This window comes from Alsobacter sp. R-9, from assembly GCF_054612375.1.
Genome location: NZ_JBTSWJ010000004.1, coordinates 154,674 through 175,432 on the forward strand (window position 1 = coordinate 154,674; position 20,759 = coordinate 175,432).

Annotated in this window: 22 protein-coding genes; 9 read left to right on the top strand and 13 right to left on the bottom strand. The window is 71.4% G+C overall.

The annotated features are described in order from the left end of the window. Nucleotides 1-128: 128 nt before the first annotated feature. Nucleotides 129-584: a hypothetical protein gene (locus ACX9GQ_RS08730; RefSeq protein ID WP_459629129.1), complete on the bottom strand. Its 456-nt coding sequence runs from the start codon at nt 582-584 to the stop codon at nt 129-131. Between the two features lie 39 nt (nt 585-623). On the opposite strand from ACX9GQ_RS08730, the gene ACX9GQ_RS08735 reads away from it, so the two are divergent. From ACX9GQ_RS08735 to ACX9GQ_RS08745, 3 genes are all read left to right on the top strand, one after another. After that, nucleotides 624-932 carry a hypothetical protein gene (locus ACX9GQ_RS08735; RefSeq protein WP_459629130.1) on the top strand — a complete coding sequence of 103 codons (309 nt, stop codon included), beginning with the start codon at nt 624-626 and terminating at the stop codon, nt 930-932. Between the two features lie 177 nt (nt 933-1,109). Beyond that, complete coding sequence (locus ACX9GQ_RS08740) at nt 1,110-1,442, top strand: hypothetical protein (RefSeq protein ID WP_459629131.1); 333 nt, start codon at nt 1,110-1,112, stop codon at nt 1,440-1,442. 653 nt (nt 1,443-2,095) lie between these two features. Further along, nucleotides 2,096-2,578 (top strand): DUF2852 domain-containing protein, encoded by a 483-nt coding sequence (locus ACX9GQ_RS08745; RefSeq protein ID WP_459629132.1) that lies wholly within the window; start codon nt 2,096-2,098, stop codon nt 2,576-2,578. Nucleotides 2,579-2,654: 76 nt separating this feature from the next. On the opposite strand, the gene ACX9GQ_RS08750 is transcribed toward ACX9GQ_RS08745, so the two are convergent. Together ACX9GQ_RS08750 and ACX9GQ_RS08755 are read right to left on the bottom strand one after the other, a co-directional pair. Next, a complete protein-coding gene (locus ACX9GQ_RS08750) occupies nt 2,655-3,425 on the bottom strand; it encodes an SDR family oxidoreductase (protein ID WP_459629133.1) in 771 nt (256 codons plus the stop codon). Beyond that, complete coding sequence (locus ACX9GQ_RS08755; RefSeq protein WP_459629134.1) at nt 3,422-4,225, bottom strand: glycosyltransferase family 2 protein; 804 nt, start codon at nt 4,223-4,225, stop codon at nt 3,422-3,424. The genes ACX9GQ_RS08750 and ACX9GQ_RS08755 overlap by 4 nt, the downstream gene beginning before the upstream one ends. Before the next feature lie 263 nt (nt 4,226-4,488). Here ACX9GQ_RS08755 and ACX9GQ_RS08760 point away from each other — a divergent pair, with 263 nt between their 5' ends. Beyond that, a complete protein-coding gene (locus ACX9GQ_RS08760) occupies nt 4,489-5,115 on the top strand; it encodes an outer membrane protein (protein WP_459629135.1) in 627 nt (208 codons plus the stop codon). 191 nt (nt 5,116-5,306) lie between these two features. Next, a complete protein-coding gene (locus tag ACX9GQ_RS08765; protein ID WP_459629136.1) occupies nt 5,307-6,002 on the top strand; it encodes an outer membrane protein in 696 nt (231 codons plus the stop codon). Between the two features lie 60 nt (nt 6,003-6,062). Here ACX9GQ_RS08765 and ACX9GQ_RS08770 read toward each other — a convergent pair whose 3' ends face one another. The 9 genes from ACX9GQ_RS08770 to ACX9GQ_RS08810 form a co-directional block, all read right to left on the bottom strand. Beyond that, the gene (locus tag ACX9GQ_RS08770) at nt 6,063-6,659 is read right to left on the bottom strand and encodes a glutathione S-transferase family protein (protein ID WP_459629137.1); all 597 of its coding nucleotides are present in this window, start codon (nt 6,657-6,659) and stop codon (nt 6,063-6,065) included. Between the two features lie 43 nt (nt 6,660-6,702). Continuing rightward, entirely contained in the window at nt 6,703-6,921 is a 219-nt protein-coding gene (locus tag ACX9GQ_RS08775; RefSeq protein WP_459629138.1) for a cold-shock protein, read from the bottom strand. Between the two features lie 292 nt (nt 6,922-7,213). Continuing rightward, complete coding sequence (locus ACX9GQ_RS08780) at nt 7,214-8,065, bottom strand: 23S rRNA (adenine(2030)-N(6))-methyltransferase RlmJ (protein ID WP_459629139.1); 852 nt, start codon at nt 8,063-8,065, stop codon at nt 7,214-7,216. Between the two features lie 82 nt (nt 8,066-8,147). Continuing rightward, nucleotides 8,148-8,825 (bottom strand): ribonuclease T2 family protein, encoded by a 678-nt coding sequence (locus tag ACX9GQ_RS08785; RefSeq protein ID WP_459629140.1) that lies wholly within the window; start codon nt 8,823-8,825, stop codon nt 8,148-8,150. 25 nt (nt 8,826-8,850) lie between these two features. Then, nucleotides 8,851-9,303 (bottom strand): hypothetical protein, encoded by a 453-nt coding sequence (locus tag ACX9GQ_RS08790; protein WP_459629141.1) that lies wholly within the window; start codon nt 9,301-9,303, stop codon nt 8,851-8,853. Nucleotides 9,304-9,446: 143 nt separating this feature from the next. Beyond that, entirely contained in the window at nt 9,447-9,980 is a 534-nt protein-coding gene (locus ACX9GQ_RS08795) for a winged helix DNA-binding protein (RefSeq protein WP_459629142.1), read from the bottom strand. Nucleotides 9,981-10,268: 288 nt separating this feature from the next. Then, nucleotides 10,269-11,258, bottom strand: coding sequence for a TRAP transporter substrate-binding protein (locus tag ACX9GQ_RS08800; RefSeq protein ID WP_459629143.1), 990 nt, complete (start codon nt 11,256-11,258; stop codon nt 10,269-10,271). 55 nt (nt 11,259-11,313) lie between these two features. Then, nucleotides 11,314-12,627: a TRAP transporter large permease gene (locus ACX9GQ_RS08805; RefSeq protein WP_459629144.1), complete on the bottom strand. Its 1,314-nt coding sequence runs from the start codon at nt 12,625-12,627 to the stop codon at nt 11,314-11,316. Between the two features lie 3 nt (nt 12,628-12,630). Beyond that, a complete protein-coding gene (locus tag ACX9GQ_RS08810) occupies nt 12,631-13,173 on the bottom strand; it encodes a TRAP transporter small permease (RefSeq protein WP_459629145.1) in 543 nt (180 codons plus the stop codon). A gap of 220 nt (nt 13,174-13,393) precedes the next feature. Between ACX9GQ_RS08810 and ACX9GQ_RS08815 the strand changes: the two genes are divergently transcribed. Then, nucleotides 13,394-17,050, top strand: coding sequence for a hydantoinase B/oxoprolinase family protein (locus tag ACX9GQ_RS08815; protein ID WP_459629146.1), 3,657 nt, complete (start codon nt 13,394-13,396; stop codon nt 17,048-17,050). Between the two features lie 257 nt (nt 17,051-17,307). On the opposite strand, the gene ACX9GQ_RS08820 is transcribed toward ACX9GQ_RS08815, so the two are convergent. Further along, nucleotides 17,308-17,592: an accessory factor UbiK family protein gene (locus tag ACX9GQ_RS08820; RefSeq protein ID WP_459629147.1), complete on the bottom strand. Its 285-nt coding sequence runs from the start codon at nt 17,590-17,592 to the stop codon at nt 17,308-17,310. Between the two features lie 314 nt (nt 17,593-17,906). Between ACX9GQ_RS08820 and lgt the strand changes: the two genes are divergently transcribed. Genes lgt through pgeF form a run of 3 tightly spaced genes read left to right on the top strand, consistent with a single transcriptional unit; the run spans nt 17,907 to nt 20,667 of the window. Then, nucleotides 17,907-18,752, top strand: a complete 846-nt coding sequence (gene lgt / locus ACX9GQ_RS08825) for a prolipoprotein diacylglyceryl transferase (protein WP_459629148.1) — start codon at nt 17,907-17,909, stop codon at nt 18,750-18,752. Next, a complete protein-coding gene (locus ACX9GQ_RS08830; protein WP_459629149.1) occupies nt 18,749-19,882 on the top strand; it encodes a class I SAM-dependent methyltransferase in 1,134 nt (377 codons plus the stop codon). The genes lgt and ACX9GQ_RS08830 overlap by 4 nt, the downstream gene beginning before the upstream one ends. Continuing rightward, nucleotides 19,879-20,667: a peptidoglycan editing factor PgeF gene (pgeF, locus tag ACX9GQ_RS08835; protein ID WP_459629150.1), complete on the top strand. Its 789-nt coding sequence runs from the start codon at nt 19,879-19,881 to the stop codon at nt 20,665-20,667. The genes ACX9GQ_RS08830 and pgeF overlap by 4 nt, the downstream gene beginning before the upstream one ends. Nucleotides 20,668-20,759: the final 92 nt, after the last annotated feature.

A 20,759-nucleotide genomic window follows, 5' to 3' on the forward strand; every position in this document is an offset into this window, starting at 1 on the left:
GGATGGGGCTCCGGTTGCGAACAAGCCATCAAGCGAGCGCCGCCGGAGGCAACTCCGGCGGCGTTTGCATTTGGAGCATGTGATGCCGCGTCGGACTGTCGACCGGTACACGGGTGGAGGGCCGGCGGTCAGCCGGCGGGGGACGCCTCGTCGCCGAGCCGTGTCGACGGGCACGGCGTCCGCATGATTTCCCAGGACGTGTTGTTGAGCACCATCACGCAGCGGGCCAGCCTCAGTCCCTCGGGTGTGGCGAGGCAGGTCGTCTCGCCCATGTCGAAGGTCCGCCCGGCGGCCCGGCACGTGCAGGGAAATTCGGTTCCGGCAGGATGAACGCCCGCCTCGGCTTCCCCCGTCGAACCCGCGCCCTGCATCCCCTCGGCATGGGCCTTGAGCAGGCCGTCCGCTGCACCAGGAAGCGCAAGTTCTGTCGGATCGTCGAACGGAGGCGCCGTCCAAGCGGCCGCAGGGCCCGCGGCGATGACGCTGACCACGCCGAGGAGAATGATGCCGAGCATCCGTCCCATGATGGAACGATAGCACCGCTCCGGCGATCCGGCGAGGCCCTGCTTGGCCCGGGGCGCCATCCGTGCGACACGGGGATGCGACGCAGCAGGGAGACGACGATGCCGCGCTACATCCTCCTCGACAACGTGACGGGCACCATCGTCGCCGACACGCTCGACCTCGACGGACCGCCGCGCGACGAGAGCCCGCTGGAGGCGGTGAAGCGCTTCGACGGGCTGACGCTGGAGGACGAGCGCAGCTACGCCGAGGAGCATCCCAGCGCAGCGCTCAACAACCTTCTCGGCTATCTCGTGTACCTGGCGCCGGACGATCTGCCGAAGGTGAAGGAGGGCGTCGACCGGGACGCGGTCGATGCCGCGCTCGACGCCTGCGAACCTGTGGCCTTCGTCGAGGTGCGGGAACTCTGAGCACAGTCCGGGCTGTCGCCGCGGTCAGGCCGATGGCAGGGGCCGCACGCCGCACCACGACTGGCGCGTGCAAGATGCACCCGCTTCGGCAACCTCCGGTTCGTAGACGGGACCGCTCCAACCGCAAATCCTGATCCTCGGCCGCCTTTCGTCCGGCGGCAGTGCGGAACAGGGCCCATGCCGTTGGCGGTCATCGGCGGTCGCGGCTTCATGCCGGCCGTCATCGAGGCGGACAGCGACGCATCCCTCCTGTCGGCGCTGGCCGGCATGCCGTTCGCTCCGGCGGAGGCCAAGGCCTCCGTGGCCGGCGCGCGGTGGTGGCTGTCGCACCTGCCCTACCCGTCGGGCTGGTACGCGACCCGCGACGACCTGCGCGCCACCCTCGCACGCCGACGCCTGCCCGACCGGGACGACCTGCCCCTCGCCCCGCCCGCCGAGCCCGTCGGCGGGGGCGAGGTCGCAGACACGTCCGCGCTCGTCGCAACGGAAGTCTCCGCCGCCGCCCGCTGACGACCGCGGCCTGCAGCGCCGGCCCGAGGGGTTCATCGGGGCCGAGGGGTTCGCCGGAGGCCGCCGCCGACTGGCCGTCGCCGCCATCATCCCCGGCGCGACGCAGGCACGGGGAGGCCATCCCGAGCGTCCGGTCGAGCCGTGGAGACGCTTCCCCACTCGCCTGCGGCGCTCCGGCCGGTGTTGACGGCGGAGGGGGCGCGGCCCCGCCCGGGGGCTTCACCGGCGAGGCGCACGACCGCCGGGTCTCCTGCCGGACGCGGCCTGCGGCCGCTCCTCGGGATGAGGAGGCGGTGGTGGCGGCTGAGGAGGCGCTCGGCCCGCGGCGCCACCTCGGCGGATCCTGCGAGCTGCTCATCAGTATGGCGGGGTGGCCGTGCAGCGGTCGGCTCGCACGAGGCAGGAGAAGGCTGCAGGCGGCGCTCCGGCCGCGGCCCTCAGGGCCGCGCTCCCGCCTTTTGCCCGCCTCGGCCCGCCCTTGCTCGCCGTTGCCCGTCTTGGCCCGCCATTGCGCGCCTTGGCCCGCCATTGCCCGCCTTGGCCTGCCTTGACCCGCCATTGCGCGCCATTGCGCGCGAACACCCGGTCCCCATCTTGACGACGGCCCTCCCGTCCACCATGTAAATGTTCGTCACATTAACATGGAGGGACGGATGTCCTCGACACTGTCGCGTCACGCCTGGTCAGGAGAGGGTTGGGGCCCGCGTGCCGAGACCCGCACCTGGCGCCCGCTCGAACTCGCCGCGATGATCGGCGGCTTCGTGGTGTTCTGGCCCATCGGCCTCGCCATCCTCGCCTGGAAGGGCTGGAAGGAGGGCTGGTGGATGAGCTCCTGCCGGCGCGCCGAGCGTCAGGGCGAGAGCCGCGACGCCCGCTTCGGCGGCGGCTGGGGCGGCGGCTGGAACGGCAACCGCGAATTGCGCCGCGACAGCGGCAACAGCGCCTTCGAGTCCTACAAGGAGAGCGAGCTGCAGCGCCTGCAGGCGGAGTTCGACCGCCTCGTCGAGGAGCAGCACGCCTTCGGCGAGTACATCGAGGGCCTGCGCCGCGCCAAGGACAAGGCGGAGTTCGACGCCTTCGTCGCGGCCCGCCGGGGCACCGGCAGCGGTGCCCCGGAGACGCCGCCGGCCGCGTGATGCGGCCTCGGCGATGGCCTGACCATGACGGAGCCCGCCGCCCCCGCGGCGGGCTCTTTCTTTGGGGAGGGGCCGGTCAGCCGGCGGCAGGGGTCTCGTCGACGATGTCGGGCGTGCGCCAGCCGATCGACTGGCCGCAGTCGACGGCCAGCATCTGCCCGGTGACCGAGCGGGCCCCGGCGAGATAGGCCACCGCGTCCGCGATGTCCTCCGGCGCCACGGCCCGTCCGAGCGGCACCCCCGCCGCCTCGGTGGCGAGCCCCTCCTCCCCGTCGTGCGGGTTGGGCACGGTCGGTCCCGGGCCCACGCCGTTGACCCGGATGCCCGGCGCCAGCGCCTGCGCCATGGTGATCGTCGCCGTGTGAAGGCCCGCCTTGGTCAGCGTGTAGGAGAACACCTGCGGGGTGAGCCTGAGCACCCGCTGGTCCACGATGTTGACGATGGACGGATCGTCGGCCGGGTCGGCCTGAGCGGCGAAGCGCTGGGCCAGCAGCACCGGCGCGCGCAGGTTGATGTCGAAATGCCGCGCCCACCGGTCGAGGGCCATCGTCTGCAGCGTGTCGGCCTCGAACAGCGAGGCGTTGTTGACGAGAAGCGTGAGCCGCCCCAGCGCCCCGACGGCATCGGCGACCATGGTTTCGCACGCGGCAGAATCCGCGAGGTCCCCGGGGACCACGACCGCCCGGCGGCCGAGGCCGGCGATGCGACCGGCGAGCGCCTGGGCCTCCCCGGTCGAGCTGCGGGCATGGATCGCCACGTCGTAGCCGGCCTGCGCGAGGCGCCAGGCGATGGCGGCGCCGATGCGGCGGGCAGCGCCGGTGACGAGCGCGGTGCGGCGGCGCGTCACCTGAAGCCCCGCTCGCGCGCCTTGGCGAGGCGCTTCGCCTCGAGGTGCTTGGCGACGCGCAGGTAGCGGTAGAAAGCGAAGTTCATCGCCGTCATGAAGCCGTAGGCACCGCGAAGGGCGTGCCGGCGGCCGATGTAGGCCTTGATGAAGTTGGCCGGGAACTCGAGGAAGAGCCGCAGCACCGACACGCCGTCCCCGCGGGCCTGCATGTCGGCGACGAGCCGGTCGGTGTAGGCGTTGAGCTTGTTCATCTGGTCGCCGAGCGAGCGCACGGAGAAGTGGTGGATCGTGCCGCGCAGCTTCGCGACCCGTGCTCCTTCTACGAGGTCGACCCGATCCCAGACCGGCGAGGACGAGTAGGACCCCTTGTCGCGGCGGTAGAGCCGCACCGGCGTCAGCGCATAGGCGAAGCGGTGGGGGGCGCCCTCCCCGGGAAAGATCTCGGCGATGCGGATGCGGTAGGCGTCGGCCTGCGGCCCGGTGCCGGAGAACAGCGCACGGATCTCCTGCTCGAGATCGGGCGGCACCACCTCGTCGGCGTCGAGGTTCAGCAACCAGGGGTGGCGGCACTGGGTCTCGGCGAAGCGCTTCTGCGGGCCGTAGCCCTCGAAGGCGTGCTCGACCACGCGCGCGCCCAGAGACGCGGCCAGCGCCTGCGTTCCGTCGGTGGAACCGCTGTCCACCACCACGATGTCGTCGGAAAGCCCCCTCACCGCCTCGATCGTGCGGCCGATCCGGTCGGCCTCGTTGAGCGCGATGATGAACACGGAGACCGGCAGGGGCGCGTCGTTAACCGTCATGGACCCGCGGCGAGAGGGAAGCCGGCCCAAGGCAATGGCACGCGGCCGTGCCCGAGGCAAGCGGCGCGCGCCCCAAGTGCGGCAAAAACAAGGCGGAATCAACGGATAAACGTTCTGTTTACTTCGATGAACGCCCCCTTTCGCCAGTCGCTCAACGTTTAGGGATCATTGACCCTGAAGAAACGTTAGGGTTAAACGGCAAGCCTGTTTGGCGTATCCCCATCCTCGACGGCCGCTTTGGGCCGCCTGTCGAGGACGTTGCCATGAAGACGCTCCGCACCCTTGTTCCTTTGGCCGTCGCGGCTCTCGCGGCCGGCCTTGCGACCGCGCAGGCGGCCGATCTTCCCAGCCGCAACGATCCCTACGCGCCGGCGCCCTACGCCACCCTGCCCAGCTGGCAGGGGTTCTACGTGGGCGGCCATCTCGGCGGCGGCTGGGGCGAGGCGGGCGGCGTCGACACCTCCGGCCTGATCGGCGGCGTCCAGGGCGGCTACAACTTCCAGTTCGACAAGATCGTCGCCGGCGTCGAGGCCGATTTCACCTTCTCCGGCATCTCCGACACGACGCTCACCGCCAAGGCCGCAAACGACTGGCTGGGCAGCCTGCGCGCCCGCGCCGGATACTCGTTCGGCAACATCATGCCCTACGTCACCGTGGGCTTCGGCTTCGCGGACGTGAACTACACCACGCTGTGGGGCAAGACGAGCGACACCGTGACGGGCTGGACCTACGGCGCAGGCGCCGAGATGATGGTGATGCCGAACGTCTCGATCCGCGCCGAGTACCTGCGCTACGAGCTCGGCAGCTCCACGTTCCCGGGCAGCGCCGGGCCGGTCTCGGTCGACAGCCACGTGAACGTCCTGCGCGCCGGCGCGAGCTACAAGTTCTGAACCGTGGACGGCGGGGCGCTCGCCTCGCCGGAACCACGGTTTCGCCCCAATTGGCCGCCACACGGGCGGCCGATCACGAGCGGGAGCGCCGCCCTGGCGCCGTGATCGCCTCGTTTCCCCTGGGACCCGGCAGGGTTCCGTCCACGACCCGGGAGCGCACCTGCGCTCCCGAACACGTTCCGGAGTGAACCATGAAGAAGACCGCACTTGCCGCAGCCCTCGTGGCCGGCCTCCTTTCGACCTCGGCCTTTGCCGCGGACCTGCCCAGCCGCAAGGTGGCTCCCGCCGCCCCGGTCGCCTACGCCCCCGCCTTCACGTGGACGGGCTTCTACCTCGGCCTGAACGCCGGCTACGGCTGGGGCAACGGCAACGACGTCACCATCACGGGCGGCGGCACGACCTCGACGTTCACCGCGGGTGACGAGGGCGGCTTCGTCGGCGGCGCCCAGGCCGGCTACAACTTCCAGACCGGCCAGTTCGTCTTCGGCGTCGAGACCGACATCCAGTACGCCGACCTCGGCGGCAGCCGCACCTTCCTGCCGTCGGGCGTGACGACCGACAGCGGCAGCTACTTCGGCACCGTCCGCGGCCGTCTCGGCTTCGCGGCCGACCGCGCCCTGTTCTACGTGACCGGCGGTCTCGCCTACGGCGACGTCGGCGAGCGCGTGTTCGGCGGCAGCGACACGCGCGCCGGCTGGGTCGTCGGCGGCGGCGTCGAGTACGCCTTCACCAACAACTGGACCGCCAAGGTCGAGGGCCTCTACGTCTCGATCGACAAGGGCAACTCGGCCGGCGTGATCACGACCGGTGGCGTCGCCTACACGGCCACCCAGTCGACCGACAACGCCTTCGGCGTCGTCCGCGCGGGCGTGAACTACAAGTTCTGATCGGACCCTCGGGTCCACAGGGGAAAGGCCCGGCCATCGGCCGGGCCTTTTTCGTTGGGGTCAGGACACCCGCGTCTCGGCGAAGGCGGGCACCCGAGCGGCAAAGGCGTCGAGCCACGCCACGAGGCGGGGATGACCCGCCCGCCACGCGCCCTCGAAGCGAAGGTCGAGATAGCCCAGCGCGCAGGCCAGCGCGATGTGGCCGACGGTGATGCCGCCGCCGAGATCCGGCGGCGAGGCCTCCAGCGTCGCGAGACCCCGCTCCACCTTGCCCGCCTGGAGCGCCAGCCAGCGCGGCTCGCGCCGCTCGGCGTCGCGATAGCGGTTCTCGTAGACCTGCAGCAGCGCCGCGTCGGCGATGCCGTCGGCGAGCGCCTGCAGGCGCAGCACCTCGAGACGCGCCGGGCCCTCGCCATGCAGGCGGCCGCCGGCGCGGGCGTCGAGCACCTCGAGGATGACGCGGCTGTCGAACCACGTCGCGCCGTCGTCGTCGACCAGCGTGGGGATCTTCCCCAGCGGGTTCTGGCTGCGCAGCGTGTCGTTGGGGTCGGACGTGTCCGCCGCTTCCACGGCGATACGGTCCCGCAGGCCGAGCAGGCTTGCGGCGATGACGATCTTTCGGCCGAAAGGTGAGGCCGGCGATGTACGAAGCTTCATGTGGTCAGCCCAGTTGACGGCAGTGTCCCCGGGGCTGACTCCGTCAGTCGCTCATCAGCACCAGGTTGACCGCCTTCGGTCCCTTGCCCTTCTTGTCGGGCTCGACATCGAAGGTGACCTTCTGGCCCTGGTCAAGCGTCTGCAGCCCCGCCCGCGACACGGCCGTCACGTGGACGAAAATGTCCCGCCCGCCGTCATCCGGCTTGATGAAGCCGTAGCCCTTCTCGGTATTGAAAAACTTCACCACACCCTGTTGAGGCATGTCCTCGCTCCGCTCCGTCGGACCCAACGATCCGGCTCCGTTCCACGCGGTCGCCCGCATGTCGTGCCTACGGGATCCGACTGTCGTCTGCTGCCTCCCCGCTCACAGGGCTACATCATCCGCTCCTCCAGCCAGGAGGCGCCGCACGCACGTATTCCGTTTTTCCTGCAGATTGACTTCGTTTGCAAGAAGAAACCAGATTTCACATGCGCGTTGCGCAAATATCAATCAGAGTCTCGTCACCCGAGGAGCAGCGTGAGCGCCGGGACGTTACTGGAGAACATTCTTCTCCTCAGTCTTCGGGCACCAGCCAGTCGCAGCGGAACGGGGCGGAGGCGTCCCGGCGCAGCACGGTCGAGAGGGCGGGCAGCAGCACGGCCATGTCCTGCGCCAGCGTCCAGGGCGGGTTGACGACGAGCAGGCCGGAGCCGTTGAGCAGGCGCGGGTCGCGCCCGTCCGTGACGAGGAGTTCGATCCGCAGCACCCGTCGCATCGGCCCCTGCTTCACCGTCCGGTGGAAGGCGTCGATCTCGCGCGTGTCCTTCACCGGGTACCAGAGCAGGTAGACGCCCGTGCTCCATTTGCTCCACGCCTTCGCGGCGGCGGCGGCCATCCGCTCCAGCTCGCCCGCCTCCTCGAACGGCGGATCCACGAGCACCAGCCCGCGCCGCTCAGGCGGGGGAACGTAGGCGTTGAGCGCCGTCCACCCGTCGAGGGCGATGACCTTGGCGCGCCGGTCGCCGGCCATCGCCTCGGCGAGCAGTTCGACGTCGCGCGGGTGCTTCTCGATGAGGACGAGCCTGTCCTGTCGCCGCGTCAGGCGGCGGGCGATCTCCGGCGATCCCGGATAGGCGAGCGGCCCCGCCTTGGCGCGCAGATCGTCGATGGCCTCGAGATACGGCGCCAGCAGGTCCGCCGCGGCCGGCGGCAGCGCCGCATCGAGCAGGCGGCCGATGCCGCCGCGCCACTCCTGCGTGCGGCCCGCCTCGTCGGACGCGAGGTCATAGACGCCGATGCCCGCATGCGTGTCGATGACCCGCAGAGGCGCGTCCTTCTGCGTGAGGTAGGCGAGGACGCGGGCGAGCACCGCGTGCTTGAGCACGTCGGCAAAATTCCCGGCATGGAAGGCGTGGCGGTAGTTCATGCGCGCGATGGTCCCGGGTTGTCCTGCCTCGCTCCTCCCGGCGCGTCAACGCGCGGCGAGGCGGGATGAAGCCGGCTGACGGTCAGCGGGGGGCCGGGACGGAGATGGTGCGGGCGCGGCAGCCGCGCCGGTCGACCTCGCCGCAGGGCACGAAGCCGCGCAGGTCCCGGCTCATGCACACGCGCACCTCCTGCAGCACCTCGCCGCGGCAGGAGACGCCCATCATGTCGACGCGCAGGCCGGGATTGGCGGCGACGAAGGCGCGCTCGAGGTCGAGCGCCGTCGTGGTCTTGTCCCCGCCGGGCTGGCGGAACTCCGGCGGCACGACCACCTTGTCGCGCGCCGCCTTCACCGCCGCGAAGTAGTCCGCCGGGCTGAGGCCCGAGCACGTGCCGTGCTTGCGCCACTGGTAGCGGGCGAGCCCCTCGTCGGGGTAGACGCCGCGCACCGTGTCGAGCGCCATGCGGGAGGGCGAGACGCTCGCCGGCTGGCACTGGGTGGGGAAGCCGCGGTCGAACTGCGGCCACAGGCCATGGACCACGAAGCCGAGCCCGGCGCCGGTCCTGCACTGGTCACGACCCTTCTCGTCGCCGCCGCCGGCCTCGCAGAAGCCGGGGGACCACGACAGGGCGAAGACGTAGAAGTCGAACTCGCCGGGCGTGCCGCCGCGCCGCTCGCCCTGCGCGAGGGCAAGGGTCGCGGACGCGACGAACGCCAGTGCCGCCAGCGCCGACAGCAGCGCGGGTCGCCGGGCCGTCATCGCGGAAGCCGGGCCGGCCGGTCGATCAGGGACGCGCCGTGCGGCAGTTCGGCGGGAAGCCGAGCTGGCGGTCGAGGCCGCTCACGCACCACTCGACGCCCCAGCCCCAGCCGATGATGCCGGTGCTCTCGCCGATCGAGTAGTCGATCTGGCGGTGCTTGCCGTCCGAGGTGGTGGCGACGCCGGTGCAGAACAGGCGCGGGATGAAGTCGAGCCCCCACGGGCGGAAGCTCGTCGGGCGGATCTTGTCGAAGCCGACGATCGTCAGGTTCGAGTTCCAGTAGCTCGACTCGCGCTCCGAGAAGCGGCTCTGGATGCGGGAGAGGACGCTGGGATCGGCGCAGGCCGGGATGGCCGACTGGCTGCCCGAATAGGGCTGCGTCCAGGCCTCGGCCGGCATCCGCTCCGGGCCGGCGAGGGCCGGGCTCGCGACCGCGAGGGCGATGGCGGCGGCGGCCGACAGGGCGAGATGGCGCATGAGAGGCTCTCCGGACGAACGACGACGAATGATCACCTGGGGCGCCGCAGGGCGCAGATCGGCGGACGATGCGGCCCGGTTTGGCGCCGGTCAAGCCAAACGCGGGCTCCGGACGTTGATTTCAGCCGACAGTTGCAAGCATCTCACAGCGACGCTGCCGCTCTCGCCGCCTGGTCGTAGTGCCCGGAGAGCGCCCGCATCCGCGCCGCGAGGTCGGACAGGACCGTCTCGTCGAAGGCGAGGGCTCCCGCCGCCTTGACCAGCAGCTCCTCCCGGATGTCGCGGTAGCGCTGGCACGCCTCCGCCCCGGCCGGCGTGATGGCGATGGTCTTCTCCTTGCCGGCCCGCCCGCTGCGGACCAGCTTCAGGCCCTCCAGCTTGCGCGCGGCGTAGGTCACGAGATGCGTGTCCTCGACGTTCAGGACGAGGCAGATGTCGGCAAGCCGCTTGGGCTTGGCCCGGTGGTTGACGTGGTGGAGCACCAGCACGTCGAGGGCCGACAGGTTCGGGTAGCCCGACGCCGCCATGGCCCGCACCATCCAGCGGTGGAAGGCGTGCGAGGCCAGGATCAGCCCGAACTCGAACTCCGACAGCGCCGGCGAGGCCCCCGAGGCGAGGTGCGCCGAGGAGACGATCGGGCCGAAGGCCGGTGCACCGGATGCCGCCTTGCCGTTCACGTCCGCCTCCGCTGTTCCATCCGATCCACTCAGGGCCGCCCCTCCACTCATCCGCCCCTTCGGGGCACCTTCTCCCCACGCGGTGGGGAGAAGGGAGTGGTGCGGCGGCCCTGATTTCTTTCCACCCCACGCAGACCCGGTCCCCTTCGCCCCGCTTGCGGGGAGAAGGTGCCGCGCACGTGCCGGGCTTGCCCGGCTCGTGCTCCGAAGGAAGCGGGAGCGGGCAACTGCCCGCGCCCGCGAAGCGGGCGGATGAGGGGCCGGCGCCGGCCTGAGGCCCGCCTTGCCTCACATCTTCTTGTAGGCGTCGACCGCGGCCTGCCCGTCCGGGCCGGCCTTCTTCAGCCAGTCGGCGGTGAGCTGCTCGCCGACCTTCTTGAAGCCGTCCTTGAGCGCCGGGCTCGGCGGCTGGACCTTCATGCCCTTGGCGGCGAGCTGGTCGAGGTACCACTTGGTCTTGTCGGCGCTGAGCTTCCAGCCGCGCTCCTGCGCCGCCGCGGCGGCCTTGAGCACCGCGTCCTGCGTCGGCTTGTCGAGCGCGTCGAAGGCCGCCTTGTTGACGAAGATGACGTTCTTCGGCAGCCAGGCCTGCGTGTCGTAGAAGTGGGACAGCGTCTCCCACACCTTGCTGTCATAGCCGGTGGCGCCCGACGACATGAAGGAGTTGACGACGCCCGTGGCCAGCGCCTGCGGCAGCTCGGCCGCCTGGATCGTCACCGCCTGCGCGCCGACGATCTCGCCGATGCGCGTGGTGCCGACGTTGTAGGCGCGCCACTTGAGGCCCTTCATGTCCTCGATCGTGTTGATGTCCTTCTTGGCGTAGATGCCCTGCGGCGGCCACGGCACGGCGTAGAGCACCTGCAGGCCCTGCGAGGCGAGCTTCTTCTCCACCGCCGGGCGGGAGGCGTTCCACAGCTTCTTCGCGTCGTCGAAGCTGGTGGCGAGGAAGGGCACCACGTCGATGCCGAAGATCGGGTCCTCGTTCTCGTGCAGCGACATCAGCACCTCGCCGATCTGCGCCTGCCCGGTCTGGACCGCGCGCTTGATCTCCGGCGCCTTGAACAGCGAGGCGTTGGGATGGATCGTGATGCTGAGCTTGCCGCCGGTCGCCTGCTCCACGTCCTTGGCGAACTGGGCGATGTTCTCCGTGTGCAGGTTGTCGGCCGGATAGGCGGTCGGCAGGTTCCACTTGGTCTGCGCGCCGGCGGGGGCGACCAGGGCGAAGCCGGCGATCCCGGCAAGGAGAAGGGCTTGGGTCAGGGTCCTGCGTGTCGTCATCGGTCGGCTCCAGGGGTCGGGGGTTGCGGGGTCGGGGGTTGCGGGAGGGACAGGTTCACTCCGGAAAGGCGAGCCTGGGAAGATACAGCACGATCTGCGGGAACGTCGTGATGATCAGGACCGCGACGTTCAGGAGCAGGAAGAAGGGCAGCGCCGCCTTGGCGATGGTCATCGTGTCCTTCCCGCTCATGTTCTGCAGGACGAACAGGTTGAACCCGACGGGGGGCGTGATCTGGGCCATCTCGACGTGGATGATCAGGTAGACGCCGAACCAGACGAGGTCGAAGCCCGCCTGCTTGACCATCGGCAGCACGATGACCGCCGTGAGCACGATCATCGAGATGCCGTCGATGAGGCAGCCGAGGATGATGTACATGCAGGTCAGCGCCAGCACGAGCATGTGCGGCGAGAGGTTCTGGCCCTTCACCCACTCCGCCAGCGCCGCCGGGATGCCCGTGAAGGCCATCGCCGCGGTGGTGAACGCGGCGCCCGCCAGGATCAGCATGATCATGCAGGTGAGCCGCGTCGCGCTCATGATGCTGTCGAGGAACACCTGCCGGTTCAGCGTTCCGCTCCACCAGGCGAGGATCAGCGCTCCGGTGACGCCCCACGCCGCGCACTCCGTCGCGGTGGCGAAGCCGAGGACGAGGGACAGGAACACCGCGGCGATGAGCAGGAGGCAGGGCAGCAGCTTGGCCGACTGCCGGAACTTCTCCACGAGCGGCATCGGAGGGTCGCGCGGCGGCTGCTTGTCGGGGTTCAGCCACGCCCAGACGATGACGTACCCCATGTAGAGGGCCATCACGAGGAGCCCCGGCAGGAAGCCGCCGAGAAAGACCTGCAGCACCGAGACGTTGGCCGTGACGGCGTAGACCACCATGGGGATGGACGGCGGGATCAGCAGCCCGAGCGTGCCCGACCCGGCGAGGGTGCCGAGACTCAGCCGCTCGTCGTAGCCGCGCTTCTTGAGCTCCGGCAGGGCGATCTTGCCGATGGTGGCGCAGGTCGCGGCGGACGAGCCCGAGACCGCGGCGAAGATGCCGCATCCGACGATGTTGGTGTGGATCAGGCGGCCCGGCAGCCACTGCAGCCACGGCGACAGGCCACGGAACATCTGCTCCGACAGCCGCGTGCGGAACAGGATCTCGCCCATCCAGATGAACAGCGGCAGGGCCGCCAGCGTCCACGACGAGGTGGCGCTCCAAACCGTCGTGGCGAGGACCTGGCCGATGGGCACGTTAGTCGTGAGGACCATGGCCAGCAGCCCGACGAGGCCGAGGCCAATGGCGATCCACACGCCGCTCGCCAGCACGACGACGAGGAAGGCGAGCAGGATGAGCGACAGCTCGGGAAGGGAGAGGACGCCCATGGCTCACACGCCCCCGCCCGAGGCGATGCGCTCGACGAACTCGTCGGGGCTCTCCTCCGGCGGCTCGTAGCTCGGCGGACGCCCCTGCAGCACGGTGACGAGTTCATCGATCACCGCGATGAGCAGGACCGCGAGGCCGACGACGAAGCCGAGCTGCGGGATCCACAGCGGCACGGCGACGGCGCCCTGCGAGATGTCGTTGAAGCGCCACGAGTCGAAGGTGAGGCGGCCGGCCTGCCAGCCGAAGAAGCCGATGAACGCTGCCGCGATGGTGAGCGAGACGATCTCAGCCATCCGCCGCGACCGTCCCTTCAGGCGCTCGATCAGCAGCCCGACGCGGATCATCTCGCCCTTCTTGAAAGTGTGCGCGAGGCCGAGGAACGCCATGGCGACAAGCGACCACGCGGTGAAGTCGTCGCCGGAGGGGATGTTGATCCCGACCTCGCGGCCGAGCGACAGTCCCATCATGAGCAGGAAGATGGCGACGAGGAAGCAGCCGGCGAGGATGCCGGACCCGAGGTAGAGGGCATCCAGGACCTTTCGCATGCGGCTCCCCTCGCCTCTCCAGCAGCCACGATCCGCCGGACCTCGGCCACACACGGGAGCCACGCGGGACGTCGCAGACGACCCGCTCCCCTCCCGCCGTCGGCATTGTCCTGTCCGGCTCTGTGAATGCTAGCGGGGGCGGAATCGCTGTCAACAAAATGTTGACGTTTTGCAGACGAAGGCGTCATTGATCTCCCGCACCTCAGGCAGGGAGTGGGCCATGGCTCGTGCGACGGCGCGCTGGGACTTCTGGATCGACCGCGGCGGCACCTTCACCGACGTCATCGGCCGCGACCCGCAGGGCGGGCTGCATGCCCGCAAGCTCCTCTCCGAGAACCCCGAGGCCTATCGCGACGCCGCGGTGCAGGGCATCCGCGACCTTCTCGGCCTCGCCAAGGGTGCGCCGATCCCGGCCGGCGTCATCGGCGACGTCCGCATGGGCACGACGGTGGCCACCAACGCGCTGCTGGAGCGCAAGGGCGAGCGCACGCTCCTCGTGACCACGCGCGGCTTCCGCGACGCGCTGCGCATCGGCTACCAGGCGCGCCCGCGCATCTTCGACAAGGCCATCGTCAAGCCGGAGCAGCTCTACGCCGGCGTCGTCGAGATCGACGAGCGCGTCCGCGCCGACGGCACCGTCGAGCAGGCGCCGGGCGACGAGGCGGTGCGGGCGGCGCTGCTGCAGGCGATGGTGGAGGGCTTCCGCGCCGTCGCCGTCGTGTTCATGCACGCGTGGAAGTTCCCGGAGCACGAGCGGCAGGTGGCGGCCATCGCCCGCGAGCTCGGCTTCCCGCAGGTGTCCGTGAGCCACGAGGTGAGCCCGCTCATCAAGCTCGTCGGGCGCGGCGACACCACCGTGGTTGACGCCTACCTGACGCCGATCCTGTCGCGCTACGTCGCGCAGGTGGCGGAGGAACTGGACGCGGCGCGCAGCGGCGCGCGGCTGATGTTCATGATGTCGTCGGGCGGCCTCACCGCCGCCGACCTGTTCAAGGGCAAGGACGCCATCTTCTCCGGCCCGGCCGGCGGCGTGGTCGCCCTGGCGCAGACCGGCCGCGAGGCGGGCTTCCCGCGCGTCATCGGCTTCGACATGGGCGGCACCTCGACCGACGTCGCCCACTTCGACGGCGAGTACGAGCGCGCCTTCGAGACGGAGGTCGCCGGCGTGCGCATGCGCGCGCCGATGATGCTGATCCACACGGTCGCCGCGGGCGGCGGGTCGATCCTGCACTTCGACGGCTCGCGCTTCCGCGTCGGCCCCGACTCGGCCGGCGCCAACCCCGGGCCGAAATGCTACCGCCGCGGCGGGCCGCTCGCCGTCACCGACGCCAACGTCATGCTGGGCAAGCTCGACCCGGCCTTCTTCCCGGCGATCTTCGGCCCCGGGCAGGACCAGCCGCTGGAGGTCGAGGCGGTGCGCGAGGCCTTCGCGGCGCTCGCGACCGAGGTCGGCGACGGCCGCTCCCCGGAGGAGGTGGCCGACGGCTTCGTGCAGATCGCGGTCGCCAACATGGCCGAGGCGATCAAGAAGATCTCCGTGGCGCGCGGCTACGACGTCACGCAGTACGCGCTCAACGCCTTCGGCGGCGCGTCCGGCCAGCATGCCTGCCTCGTCGCGGACGCACTCGGCATGACGAAGGTGCTGATCCACCCGTTCTCGTCGCTGCTCTCCGCCTACGGCATGGGCCTCGCCGAAATCCGGGCGAGCCGCCAGCAGGCGGTGGAGGTGCCGTTTGGCGTCGACGCCCTGCCCGTGCTCGCCGCCGAGGCGACGCGCCTCGGCGCGGTGTGCCGCGCGGAGGTCGAGGGCCAGGGCGTCGCGCCCGCCGACGTCACCCTCCACGTGCGCGCCCACGTGCGCTACGCCGGCACGGACACGGCGCTCGAAGTGCCGGTGCCGGTGGAGGCGCTCCTTCGGTCTGCCGCTCCGTCATCCGATGCGGCGCAGGCCCTTCTCGCGACCATGAAGGAGCACTTCCAGGCGGCGCATCGCGCGCGCTTCGGCTTCATCGACGAGACCAAGGCGCTCGTCGTCGAGGCGGTCGGGGTGGAGGCGGTCGGCGGCGGCGCCGAGGTGGGCGTGGCGGAGGCGGATGCCGTTGCGGGCTCGACGCCCTCGGCCTCGGCGCGCACGCGCTTCTTCTCGCAGGGCGCGTGGCACGACGCCCCGGTGTGGCGGCGGGAGGACATCCGACCCGGCGCCGTGATGCCGGGGCCCGGCCTCGTCATCGAGCCGCACCAGACCATCGTGATCGAGGACGGCTGGCGGGCCGAACTGACGGCGCGCGACCACCTCGTGCTGACTCGCGTGGTGCCGCTGGCACGCCGCAGCGCCGTCGGCACCGACGCCGACCCGGTGATGCTGGAGATCTTCAACAACCTCTTCATGTCCATCGCCGAGCAGATGGGCGTGACGCTGCAGAACACCGCCTACTCGGTGAACATCAAGGAGCGGCTCGACTTCTCCTGCGCGGTGTTCGACGCCGACGGCAACCTCGTCGCCAACGCGCCGCACATGCCGGTGCATCTCGGCTCGATGGACAAGTCGGTCGAGACCGTCATCCGCATGAACGGCGACCGCATCCGCCCCGGCGACGTGTTCATGCTGAACGCGCCCTACAACGGCGGCACCCACCTGCCCGACATCACGGTGTGCACGCCCGTGTTCGACGAAGAGGGCCGGCGCATCCTGTTCTGGGTCGCCTCGCGCGGCCACCACGCCGACGTCGGCGGCGTCGCGCCCGGCTCGATGTCGCCGCGCGCCACCACCATCGAGGAGGAAGGCGTCTACATCGACAACTTCCAGATCGTCGAGGAGGGCCGCTTCCGCGAGGCCGAGACGGTGGCGCTGCTCACCGGCGCCACGTGGCCGGTTCGCAACGTGGTGCAGAACGTCAACGACCTGAAGGCGCAGATCGCCGCCAACGAGAAGGGCGTGCGGGAACTGCGCAAGATGGTGGCGGAGTTCGGCCTGCCCGTCGTCGAGGCCTACATGGGCCACGTGCAGGACAACGCGGCCGAGAGCGTGCGCCGCGTGCTCGACCGGCTGCACGACGCGTCGTTCACCTACCCGATGGACCAGGGCTGCGCGATCAACGTGCGCATCCGCGTCGACAAGGCGGCGCGCAAGGCGACCGTCGACTTCACCGGCACTTCGCCGCAGCGGCCCGACAACTTCAACGCGCCGCTGCCGGTGACCCGCGCGGCAGTGCTCTACGTCTTCCGCGTCATGGTGGACGACGAGATCCCGATGAACGCCGGCTGCCTGCGGCCCATCGAGATCGTGGTGCCGGAGGGCACCATGCTGTCGCCGGTCTACCCGGCAGCGGTGGTGGCGGGGAACGTCGAGGTCTCGCAGGCCGTGACGAACTGCCTGTTCGGCGCGCTCGGCGCCATGGCGGCCTCGCAGGGCACCATGAACAACCTCACCTTCGGCAACGACGCCTACCAGTACTACGAGACCATCTGCTCCGGCTCGCCCGCCGGCCCCGGCTGGCACGGCACGTCGGGCGTGCACGTGCACATGACGAACTCGCGACTCACCGACCCGGAGATCCTCGAATACCGCTTCCCGGTGCTGCTGGAGGACTTCCACATCCGCGCCGGCTCGGGCGGGCGGGGCCGCTGGAACGCCGGCGACGGCACGAGCCGCACGATCCGGTTCCTGCAGCCGATGGAGTGCGCGATCCTCTCGTCGCACCGCAAGGTGCGGCCCTTCGGGCTCGAGGGCGGCGAGCCAGGGGAATGCGGGCGCACGCTGGTGCGGCGCAACGACGGCCGCGTCGAGGAACTCGGCGCCTGCGACCAGACGCTGCTGGAGGCCGGCGAGGCCGTGACCGTGATCACGCCCACCGGCGGCGGCTACGGGAAGGCGTAGCCCGGAGGGGCCGCACCGGTCTCACGCCCCGCGCCCCTCATCCGCCCGCTGCGCGGGCACCTTCTCCCCGCAAGCGGGGCGAAGGGGATCCCGGCCATCGCGCTCCTTCCGGCAGCATGCAGACGGCGCGCCGCGGCTCCAGCTCCCGCGCCGGCGCCGGTCCCTTCTCCCCGCCTGCGGGGAGAAGTTGCCCCGAAGGACCGGATGAGGGGTCGTGCCGGCGCCAGGCGGAAACGAATTCCCGTGGGGTCATCGTTTCAGATCTCGCCGGCCTCGTTCTTCGGCGTCTTCGGGATGCCGAGCTTCTCCTCGAGCGCGGCGATGCGGGCGGAGAGGCGCTCGTTCTCGTCGCGGGCGAGGATCGCCATCTCGCGCACCGCCTCGAACTCCTCGCGGCTGACGACGTCCATGTCGCGGATCAGGCGCTCGAGCTGCGCCTTGAACACCCCCTCGGCCTCGCGCCGCACGCCCTGAGCCATGCCGGCGGCGTCGGTGAAGAGGCGGGCGAAGTCGTCCAGGATACGGTTCTGGGCCATGCTCATGCTCCGGTGTCGGCGGCGGACCGGCCGCCTTGCGTGGCGAAGGTCCTAGCACGCGCGTGCAGGGCGCGCACGCCCGGCGACCGACGAGGAGCGAGGCATGGCCTCCCCTTCGCCCGGCGCCCCCTCATCCCCCTCCGCTGCGCTCCGTGACCTTCTCCCCACGGCCGTGGGGAGAAGGGAGGCGCCCGTCCCCCGTTCGGCGACCCGGCCCGCCGCCACGCTTGACGCTGCCGGCGACGCGGCGCATGCACGGGGCCACCCTTGCCTTGCCCACCGCGCGGCGGCCGTGCGTCGCGCCCGTGCCCGGAGCCGCGATGACGACCTTCGTGATCCCCTTCCCGGTGATCGACCCCGTCCTGGTGCAGGTCGGCCCCTTCGCCATCCGCTGGTATGCGCTCGCCTACATCGCCGGCCTGATCGGCGGCTGGCTCTATGCGCGGCGCCTCGCCGCGGATGCGGCGCTGTGGGGCGGGCGGCCGCGGCCGACGGTGGAGGACCTCGACGACCTGCTCGTCTACGCCGCCCTCGGCGTCGTGCTGGGCGGGCGCATCGGCTACGTGCTCTTCTACAACCTCGACTTCTTCCTCCAGCATCCGGGCGAGGCGCTGGCGGTGTGGAAGGGCGGCATGTCCTTCCACGGCGGGCTCATCGGCTGCGGGCTCGCCATGCTGCTGCTGGCGAAGCGGCGCGGGCTGCCGCTGACCAGCCTCTCCGACGTGGCCTGCGCCGTGGTGCCGCTCGGGCTGGGGCTCGGGCGCATCGCCAATTTCATCAACGCGGAGTTGTGGGGGCGCCCCACCGACGTGCCGTGGGCCATGGTGTTCCCCAACGCCGGGCCCCTGCCCCGCCATCCGAGCCAGCTCTACGAGGCCACGCTCGAGGGGCTCGTGCTGCTCGTCGTGCTGTGGCTCGCCATTCGCGCCGGGGCGCTGAAGCGGCCGGGGCTCGTCAGCGGCCTGTTCGGCATGGGCTACGGGCTCGCGCGCATCGTCTGCGAGTTCTTCCGAGAGCCCGACCCGCAGCTCGGCTTCCTCATGGGCGGCGCCACCATGGGCATGCTGCTGTCGCTGCCGCTGGTGGCCGCCGGCCTCGTGCTGGTGCTGCGGGCGCGGCGGGCGGACGCGTCCGCGGCCGCGTCCTCGGAGACCGCCTCCCGGTGACGCCGCTCGGCCGCGAGATCGCCGCGCTGATCGCCGCCGAGGGGCCGATTCCGGTGGAGCGCTACATGGCGCTCTGCCTCGGCCATCCCCGCCACGGCTACTACATGACGCGCGATCCCTTCGGCGCGGAGGGCGACTTCGTCACGGCGCCCGAGGTCTCGCAGATGTTCGGCGAGCTCCTCGGCCTGTGGTGCGTCGACACGTGGCAGCGGATGGGCTCGCCCGCGCCGCTGCGGCTCGTCGAGCTCGGTCCGGGCCGCGGCACGCTGATGGCCGACGCGCTGCGCGCGGCGCGGCTCGTGCCGGCCTTTCTGGCGGCCGCCGACGTCCATTTCGTCGAGACGAGCCCCGTGCTGCGCGCCCGGCAGGCGGCGACGCTGGCAGGCGCGGCGACGCGGCCGGCATGGCACGACGGCCTCGACACGATCCCGCCGGGCCCCGCGATCGTGATCGCCAACGAGTTCTTCGACGCGCTGCCGGTGGCCCAGTTCGTGCGCACGGCACGCGGCTGGTGCGAGCGGCTGGTCGGCCTCGGCGAGGATGGCGCGCTGCGCTTCGGCCTCGCCGCCGAGCCGCACCGCGGCATCGCGCTGGCAGCGCCGGAGGGCGCGGTCGTCGAGGTGCCCGCTGCCGCCACGGCGGTGGTGCGAAGCCTCGCCGCGCGGTTCGCGTCGCAGGGGGGCGCGCTGCTGGCCATCGACTACGGCCACGACGGCGCCGGCATCGGCGACACGCTGCAGGCGGTGAAGCGCCATGCCTTCGTCGACGTCCTCGCCGAGCCGGGCGAGGCGGACGTCACCGTCCACGTCGACTTCGCCGCGCTGGCCCGGGCGGCGGCCGGGTCCGGCGTGCTCGTGCACGGCCCGGTGACGCAGGGCGCGTTCCTCGACGCCCTCGGCCTCGCGGCGCGGGCCGAGAGGCTGGCGCGCGGCGCCGCTCCCGAGCGGGCGGCGGCGGTGCACGCGGCTCGCGAGAGGCTCGCCGGGGGCGGGCCGGGCGGCATGGGAGCATTGTTCAAGGTGATGGCCCTCGGCGACGGCCGGATTGCGGCTCTGGCCGGATTTGACAGGCCCGGCCGTGCCCCGGACGGTGGGGCCGCACCGGGAATCAGCGGAGGCGCGACGGCATGACGGCGCAGGTGGAAGGGGCGGAGGCGATCGAGGCGCGGGAGCTGGACCTTCCCGGCATCCGGCACGGCTTCTTCACCCGCCGCGGCGGCGTCTCGGGCGGCATCTACGAGAGCCTCAACGGCGGCCAGGGCTCGGCCGACGCGCCGGAGGCGGTCGCCGAGAACCGGGCGCGCATGGCCCGCTGGCTCGGCTTGGCGCCGGACCACCTCGTCAACGTGCACCAGATCCACTCGCCCGACGTGGTCGTCGCCGAGGGGCCGTGGACAGGGGCGAAGCCGCGGGCCGACGGGCTCGTCACCCGCACGCCGGGCGTCGGCCTCGCCATCGCCACGGCCGACTGCGGCCCGGTGCTTTTCGCCGACGCCAGGGCCCGCGTGATCGGCGCCTGCCACTCCGGCTGGCGCGGCGCCTTCACCGGCGTGCTGGAGGCGACGCTGGCGGGCATGGAGGCGCTGGGCGCCGAGCGGGCGCATGTCGTGGCGGTGCTCGGCCCCACCATCGGGCCCGACGCCTACGAGGTCGGCCCGGAGTTCGTCGAGCGCTTCGTGTCGCTGCGCGCCGACGATGCGAGCTTCTTCCGGCCGTCGGAGCGGGCGGGGCACAGCCTGTTCGACCTGCCGTCCTACATCGGGCACCGCCTGTCGCATGCCGGCGTCGGCCGCTTCGCGGACCTCGGGCTGTGCACCTATTCCGATCCGGACCGCTTCTTCAGCTACCGGCGCACGGTCCACCGCGGCGAACCGGACTACGGCCGGCTGATCGCGGCGATCACGCTCGCGGCCTGAGAGGCGCGGCCGTCGGCCCCGTCTCCCGACGCGCCTGCCAAAGTCTTTCGGGGTCCCGCGCGCCGGCGTCCAGCTTCGGGACGTTTCGGCCC